We start from the raw sequence: 6,778 nt of genomic DNA, 5'->3' as shown, positions 1-6,778 counted from the left end.
GGCGGTTTTATTTGGGGCGCGTTTTTTGGCAAACCCGCGGGGGCGATCCTTTTGGGCCGGGGGGGGGGTGGGCGGATCGCTCCGCCCACCCGCGCTTCCGTCGAAGGTCACTGTGCGACGGTGATCTGCGTGTCCAACGCCTTGTCGCCCTGTGCCTTTTCGTTGCCGGTCGCTTCGGTCTTGACGCGATCCTTGGCCACGCCCGCTCCTTCGAGCGCGGCGGTGATCGCTTCGGCGCGCTTTTCGGAGAGCGCCTTGGACTTTTCCGCGTCGGGGTAACCCGCGTGGGTGGCGACCATGATCTTCACGTCGTTGCCCTGCATGGCCTTGGCGATCTCGCCGAGTGCGGCCTTGCTCTTCTCGGACAGTTCGGCGCTTTCCGTGGTGAAGGTGATCGGTGACTGCTGGAGCGCCTGCTGGATCGCGGCGGTCACCTTCTGCGCTGCCTCGCCACCTGCCTGACCCGCGTCTCCGGTGCCGGCTCCCGAGGAGGCGGGGGCTCCGTCGCCGGAGGACGGCGCAGCGGCCGCGCTTGAAGCGGTTCCATTCGCGCCGGATGTTCCAGCCGCACCGTTTTCGCCCTCGGAGCCGCACGCGGCGACCAGGCCGGCCACGATCGCCACGCCCGTTACCGTCCGGGCAATATTCCTGCGCATGAAGTTCGAACTCCCTTTGGCCGTGTCCGCTTTGGCTGACCCCAGGGATACGAACACGAAAGGGCTAAAAGCGCCAATCGTGGCACGGTGGAGCGGTGGTAAGTCCACCCGAGTGAGCTACCTCCGGCGATCCGCGTTCGCGGTGGTCGAGTCCGATTTCCTTGTCCGCAAAGGGTAAAAGAGGTGAAGGTCGGACGACTCACCCGACCGTCCCGCTCAAGTTGCGGTGGGGCGCGAAGCGACTTTGATGGAGTTATGCGCCGGTACTCGGCGTATTCGCGATAGGTGAGGAGTTCTCGTGGGTATCGACTTCGAAGGCATGAAGGACAAGGTGAGCGGGGAGCACGTCGACAAGGCCGCCGATTTCGCGAAATCCCGCTTCGGTGAACACTCCGACAAGATCGACTCGGCCGCCGACAAGGCCAAAGGCTTCCTCGGCGAGTCCGGCGGCGAACAGCGGAACGAAGAGCAACAGCAGGGTGGCGGTTTCGGCAACGAAGCGCCCGGCGGTCAGGCGGGCAACGAGTACGGCGGCGGCCAGGGCGGCAACGAATACGGTGGCGGCCAGGGCAACGAGTACGGCGGCGACCAAGGACAGCGCGCCGAGTTCGGCGGGAACAGCGGTGAAGAGGGTGGCTACGGCCGCTGAGCCCTCCACGGCTCAGGGAAGGGAACCGGCGGTGTTCACCCACGGGAGAGCAGTTCGAGGACGTCCCGGAACGGTGCGTACCCGGACGTGACCGAGGTGTCGAGAACCCGGGAGCGGCGGTAGAAGGGGCTGAGGTCGAGCCCCACGCCGATCCCGCGGATCTCGACGGCGTTCTCCTCGCGCAGCACCGTTTCCCGCAGATGCTCGTCCAGGTAGTGCGGATCGTTCGCCAGGCTCGTCGCGCCGTCCATGGGACTGCCGTCGGAGAGGACGAGCAGGATCCGGCGTGACTCCGTCCGCGCGCGCATCCGGTCGCAGGCCCAGGCAACCGCCTCGCCGTCGATCCCTTCCCGGAACAGATCGGCTTTCAGCAGCGCAGAGAGATCCGGGCGCGCCCGGCGCCATGGGGTTTCGGCGTCCTTGAACACGAGGTGCAGGCGTTCGTTGAGCCTGCCGGGATGGCGCGGCCGTCCCGCTCGTCTCCATTCCCGCCCGGGGCCGCCGCCGTTCCATGCGCCGGTCGTGAAGCCGAGTACCTCGCAGGACGCGCCGGCGAGTTCGATCGAGCGCGCGAAGAGGTCGACCAGCGCGGCAACGGGTTCCGCGTGCGCTGTCATCGAACCCGAGCAGTCGATGAGGAACGTCACGAGGGTGTCCGCCACCGGTTCGATCCGCTCGGTGCGGAAGATCCGGCGCTCGGTGGGCGAGCTGATCAGCTGGGCAAGGGTGCGGCCGTCGAGGTGGCCTTCCTCCTGACCGCCGTCCCAGCCGTCGCGCGCGGGCTCGGCGAGCACCGCCTTGAGGTCACGTGCCAGCCGTCCCGCGCCGACGCCCTGCCTGGCGACCCGCCGGTCGAGCCGTTCGCGGAGTTCCGCCAGCAGCCCGGGGCGCACCAGGTCCGACGCACGCCGTTCGCGGTCGTACGCGGTGGTGAAAACCCGGTACGCCGCACCGGATTCGCCCAAGGTCCGGCTGGTGCCGGTGGTCGCGGTGGGAATCTGTTCCCCGTGGCTCGCGTCGAAGTCGATCACGAGACTGAACCGCGGGTCGGTGGGATCACCCTCGTCCCCGGCGTCCTGCTCGGTCCCGGCGAGCAGGACGCCGGTCGTCCGGGCGATCGCCAACGCGTGTTCGGCGAACGCCTTCTGGTCCGTCCGGTGCCGCCGAAGCCCGGCGAGGTCGTGGCCGAGGGAAGGCGCCAGCGCGAACCTGGTCGCCTCGATGAGGTCCTCGGTCTCCTCGACCACCGGTTCGCCGGTGATCCTCGACCGGCAGATCTGCGCGACCGTGTACAGCAGCAGTCCGCGCGCGGTCTCGGTCAGACCGGACCGGTGGAACTCCAGTGACCAGCGCAGATGGCGGAGGCGCAGGTTCCGCCGCATTCCCGGAAGGTCCGCGGGCGGCAGCGACTCGACGCGGAACTGTTCCAGCAGCTCGAAAATCCCGCGTTCGGCCGGGTCTCGCGGGCACAGGCTCCGGTGCAGGGCGGCGTCGGAGGACGTCAAGCGCAGCGCCATCCCGTCCGCGATCCCGCGGGACGACAGCAGATCGTCGTCGGCCGAGTGGCGAAGATGCGGTGCGTGCAGGGGGAGCGGGTCGCGCCCGCGGTGCAGGCGCCGTGCCCGGAAGTGGAGCGCCGGATCGCCGGTGAGCGCGCGGACCGCGGCCGCGCACAGCTCCTCGACCTGGTTGCGGCGCCGGGTTTCGGCCTGCCCCGCGGTCATGCCGAGAGCAGGTGGAGCTCGTCGTCGAAGCAGCGCTGGAAGTACTCCGCCACCAGGTCGCGCTCGGCTTCGTCGCATTTGTTCACGAAGGACAGCCGGAACGCCGTCGCCGGATCACCGAAGATCTCGATGTTCTCCGCCCACGTGATCACGGTGCGCGGGGACATCAGGGTGGACAGGTCACCGGCCTGGAAAGCCTTGCGGGTCAAGGCGGCCACCGCGACCAGCGACGCCGCCAGCGACTCGGAAACGCTGGGGACCCTCGCCCGCACTATCGCGATCTCTTCGGCGGCGGGCAGGTAGTTCAGCGACGCGACGATGTTCCAGCGGTCGATCTGCGCGTGGTTCAGCCGCTGCGCGCCGTGGTAGAGCCCGTTGAGGTTGCCGAGCCCGACCGTGTTGGCGGTGGCGAACAGCCGGAACGACGGATGCGGCCGCAGGACCCGGTTCTGATCGGTGAGGGTGAACTTGCCGTCCCGTTCGAGGACCCGCTGGAGCACGAACATGACGTCCGGGCGGCCGGCGTCGTACTCGTCGAGCACCAGCGCGACCGGCCGCTGCAGCGCCCACGGGAGGATGCTCTCCTGGAACTCGGTGACCTGCTTGCCCTCACGCAGGACGACGGCGTCGCGGCCGACGAGGTCGAGGCGGTTGAGGTGGCCGTCCAGGTTGACGCGCACGCACGGCCAGTTGAGCCGTGCGGCGACCTGTTCGATATGGGTCGACTTTCCGGTGCCGTGCAGGCCCTGCACCAGTACCCGGCGGTCGCGGGTGAATCCGGCGAGCAGGGCCAGTGTCACGTCCGGGTTGAAGCGGTACGCCTCGTCGATCTCGGGGACGTGTTCGCCGCGCTCGCGGAACGCGCCGACGACGAGGTCCGAATCGATGCCGAAGACTTCGCGTACCGGGAGCCGTAGCTCGGGGACCATGAGAACTCCTTACGACGGAACACTTTCCGGTTCGGACGCGCCCTCGGCGTCGACGCGGCTGATCGCCTCGGCCGCGCGCTGCAGCGCGGGTAGTGTCTGCAGCGCCTTGTCCGGTGTCAGCCGCATGACGGGCGCCTGCACGGCGACGCAGAGGTTGGCGCGCCCCGGCACGAGGACCGCGACGCACACCAAGCCGGGCAGGAATTCCTCGTCGTCGAGCGCGAACCCGTCGCGGCGGATGCGGGTGAACTCGGCTTCGAGCGCGTCGAGGTCGGTGAGGGTCTTGTTCGTGTACTGCTTGAGCGGCGCGTGCGCGAGCAGTTTCCGCCGCTGCGACGGGCTCATCTGCGCGAGGATCATCTTGCCGCTGGCCGAACAGTGGATCGGCACGCGCGAGCCGGGCCGGAGGTAGAACCGCAGCGGTTCCGGCGTCTCCACCCGGTCGAGGTACACGATCTCGTTGCCCGACAACGTGGTCACGTTGCAGCTCTCACCGAGTTCGTCGACGAGGTGGCGCAGGACGGCGTGCCGGGCGCCGTGGTGGGTCGCGTTGAGGAGCAGGTTCTCCGCGAGCCGTCGCAGCCGGTGGCCGGTGCCGTAGTGGCGGCCGTCGGCCTGGCGGACCAGCAGGCCTGCCCCTTCGAGCTGCTGCAGCATGCGGTGCAGCGTTGGTTTCGGCAGGCCGGTCTCCTCGACGAGGCCCTGCAGGGAGACCAGCTGGTCCTTGGCGGCGATCAGCTCGAGCAGGGAGAACAGCCGCATGGTCGGCGTGTCCCCGTTGATCGGATCGGGTTCGCGAAGCAGCTCCATGTTCCGAAAAGTAGCACATGGCGTCTCGGTTTCCAGAATCCGGCGTTGACGCTCGACGATCTGCGTCCTATCGTCGGTCGCATCCTGATTTCAGGAACGCCACGTACCGATTTTTGTAAATCTCGCCTGTCGAAGGAGCGGAACATGACGGAACGGAAGACGGGTGACGGCCGCGTGGTCGTCAGCGGCCGGAAGAAGATGACCCCGTCCGAGGCCTTCGTCGAGACGCTCGTGGCGAACGGCGTCACCGACATCTTCGGCATCATGGGGTCGGCGTTCATGGACGCGATGGACATCTTCGCGCCGGCGGGGATCCGGCTGGTACCGGTCGTGCACGAACAGGGCGCCGGGCATATGGCCGACGGCTACGCCAGGGTGAGCGGCAGGCACGGTGTCGTCATCGGGCAGAACGGCCCCGGCATCAGCAACTGCGTGACCGCGATCGCGGCCGCGTACTGGGCGCACAGCCCGGTCGTCATCGTGACTCCGGAAGCGGGCACCATGGGCACCGGCCTCGGCGGTTTCCAGGAGGCCAACCAGCTGCCGATGTTCCAGGAGTTCACCAAGTACCAGGGGCACGTCAACAACCCGAAGCGGATGGCCGAGTACACCGGCCGCTGCTTCGACCGCGCCCACTCCGAGCTCGGCCCGACGCAGCTCAACATCCCGCGCGACTTCTTCTACGGCGAGATCGAGGCCGAGATCCCGGAGCCCGCCAGGCTCGATCGCGGTCCCGGCGGCGAGCGGAGCCTCGACGAGGCCGCCGCGCTGCTGGCCACGGCGGAGTTCCCGGTGATCATCTCCGGCGGCGGGGTCGTGATGGCCGACGGCGTCGAGGAGTGCAAGGCGCTCGCGGAACGCCTCGGCGCGCCGGTGGTCAACAGCTATCTGCACAACGACTCGTTCCCGGCGAGCCACCCACAGTGGTGCGGACCGCTGGGCTACCAGGGTTCCAAGGCCGCGATGAAGCTGATCTCGCAGGCGGACGTCGTGATCGCGCTCGGCTCGCGCCTCGGCCCGTTCGGCACGCTGCCGCAGCACGGCATGGACTACTGGCCCAAGGACGCGAAGATCATTCAGATCGACGCGGACCACAAGATGCTCGGCCTGGTCAAGAAGATCACCGTCGGCATCTGCGGCGACGCCAAGGACGCGGCGGTCGCGCTGACCAAGCGCCTGGCGGACCGGACACTGGCCTGTGACTCCACAAAGGACGCTCGCGCGGCGAAGATCAAGGCGGAGAAGGACGCGTGGGAGACCGAGCTCGACGCCTGGACCCACGAGACCGACCCGTTCAGCCTCGACATGATCGCGGAGCAGGAGAGCGAGGAAGGCAACTGGCTGCACCCGCGGGAAGTGTTGCGGGAGCTGGAGAAGGCCATGCCGCCGCGGGTGATGGTGTCGACCGACATCGGCAACATCAACTCGGTCGCGAACAGCTACCTGCGCTTCGAGGAGCCGCGCAGTTTCTTCGCCCCGATGAGCTTCGGCAACTGCGGGTACGCGCTGCCGACCATCATCGGCGCCAAGGCCGCGGCGCCCGACCGGCCCGCGATCTCCTACGCCGGCGACGGCGCGTGGGGGATGAGCATGGGCGAGATCATGACCGCGGTCCGCCACGACATCCCGGTCACGGCGGTGGTTTTCCACAACCGGCAGTGGGGCGCGGAGAAGAAGAACCAGGTCGACTTCTACAACCGGCGGTTCGTCGCGGGTGAGCTTGAGAGCGAGAGCTTCGCGGGGATCGCGAAGGCGATGGGCGCGGAAGGCATCGTCGTCGAGAAGCTCGACGAGGTCGGCCCCGCGCTGCAGCGCGCCGTCGACGCGCAGATGAACGAGGGCAAGACGACCGTCATCGAGATCATGTGCACCCGTGAGCTGGGCGACCCGTTCCGGCGGGACGCGCTGTCCAAGCCGGTGCGGTTCCTGGAGAAGTACAAGGACTACGTGTAGTCCGCGGTTTCGCGCGTGAAGGCCCCCTTCACTCGGCTCAGCCGAGGGAAGGGGGCC

6 protein-coding genes are annotated in these 6,778 nt (G+C 68.3%); 2 read left to right on the top strand and 4 right to left on the bottom strand.

From position 1 onward, the window contains the following. Positions 1 to 107 precede the first annotated feature (107 nt). The gene (locus ACFVM3_RS41560) at positions 108 to 713 is read right to left on the bottom strand and encodes an OmpA family protein (protein WP_378445377.1); all 606 of its coding nucleotides are present in this window, start codon (positions 711 to 713) and stop codon (positions 108 to 110) included. A gap of 241 nt (positions 714 to 954) precedes the next feature. Between ACFVM3_RS41560 and ACFVM3_RS41555 the strand changes: the two genes are divergently transcribed. Continuing rightward, a complete protein-coding gene (locus ACFVM3_RS41555; RefSeq protein ID WP_378445375.1) occupies positions 955 to 1,305 on the top strand; it encodes an antitoxin in 351 nt (116 codons plus the stop codon). 35 nt (positions 1,306 to 1,340) lie between these two features. On the opposite strand, the gene ACFVM3_RS41550 is transcribed toward ACFVM3_RS41555, so the two are convergent. The 3 genes from ACFVM3_RS41550 to ACFVM3_RS41540 are packed head-to-tail and all read right to left on the bottom strand — an operon-like array spanning position 1,341 to position 4,768. Beyond that, a complete protein-coding gene (locus tag ACFVM3_RS41550; RefSeq protein ID WP_378445373.1) occupies positions 1,341 to 3,029 on the bottom strand; it encodes a cobalt chelatase in 1,689 nt (562 codons plus the stop codon). Next, positions 3,026 to 3,958 (bottom strand): AAA family ATPase, encoded by a 933-nt coding sequence (locus ACFVM3_RS41545; protein WP_378445371.1) that lies wholly within the window; start codon positions 3,956 to 3,958, stop codon positions 3,026 to 3,028. Before ACFVM3_RS41545 ends, ACFVM3_RS41550 begins: the two co-directional genes overlap by 4 nt. Positions 3,959 to 3,967: 9 nt before the next feature. Next, the gene (locus ACFVM3_RS41540; protein ID WP_126734248.1) at positions 3,968 to 4,768 is read right to left on the bottom strand and encodes an IclR family transcriptional regulator; all 801 of its coding nucleotides are present in this window, start codon (positions 4,766 to 4,768) and stop codon (positions 3,968 to 3,970) included. A 144-nt stretch (positions 4,769 to 4,912) separates the two neighbouring features. Between ACFVM3_RS41540 and xsc the strand changes: the two genes are divergently transcribed. Then, positions 4,913 to 6,721 carry a sulfoacetaldehyde acetyltransferase gene (xsc, locus tag ACFVM3_RS41535; RefSeq protein WP_378445369.1) on the top strand — a complete coding sequence of 603 codons (1,809 nt, stop codon included), beginning with the start codon at positions 4,913 to 4,915 and terminating at the stop codon, positions 6,719 to 6,721. The last annotated feature ends 57 nt before the right edge of the window (positions 6,722 to 6,778 follow it).

The sequence above is a fragment of the Amycolatopsis sp. NPDC057786 genome (assembly GCF_042797905.1).
In the GTDB taxonomy this organism is placed as follows: domain Bacteria; phylum Actinomycetota; class Actinomycetes; order Mycobacteriales; family Pseudonocardiaceae; genus Amycolatopsis.
The sequence above is the reverse complement of the archived record's forward strand: the minus strand, read 5'-3'. Positions and strand labels throughout refer to the sequence as shown.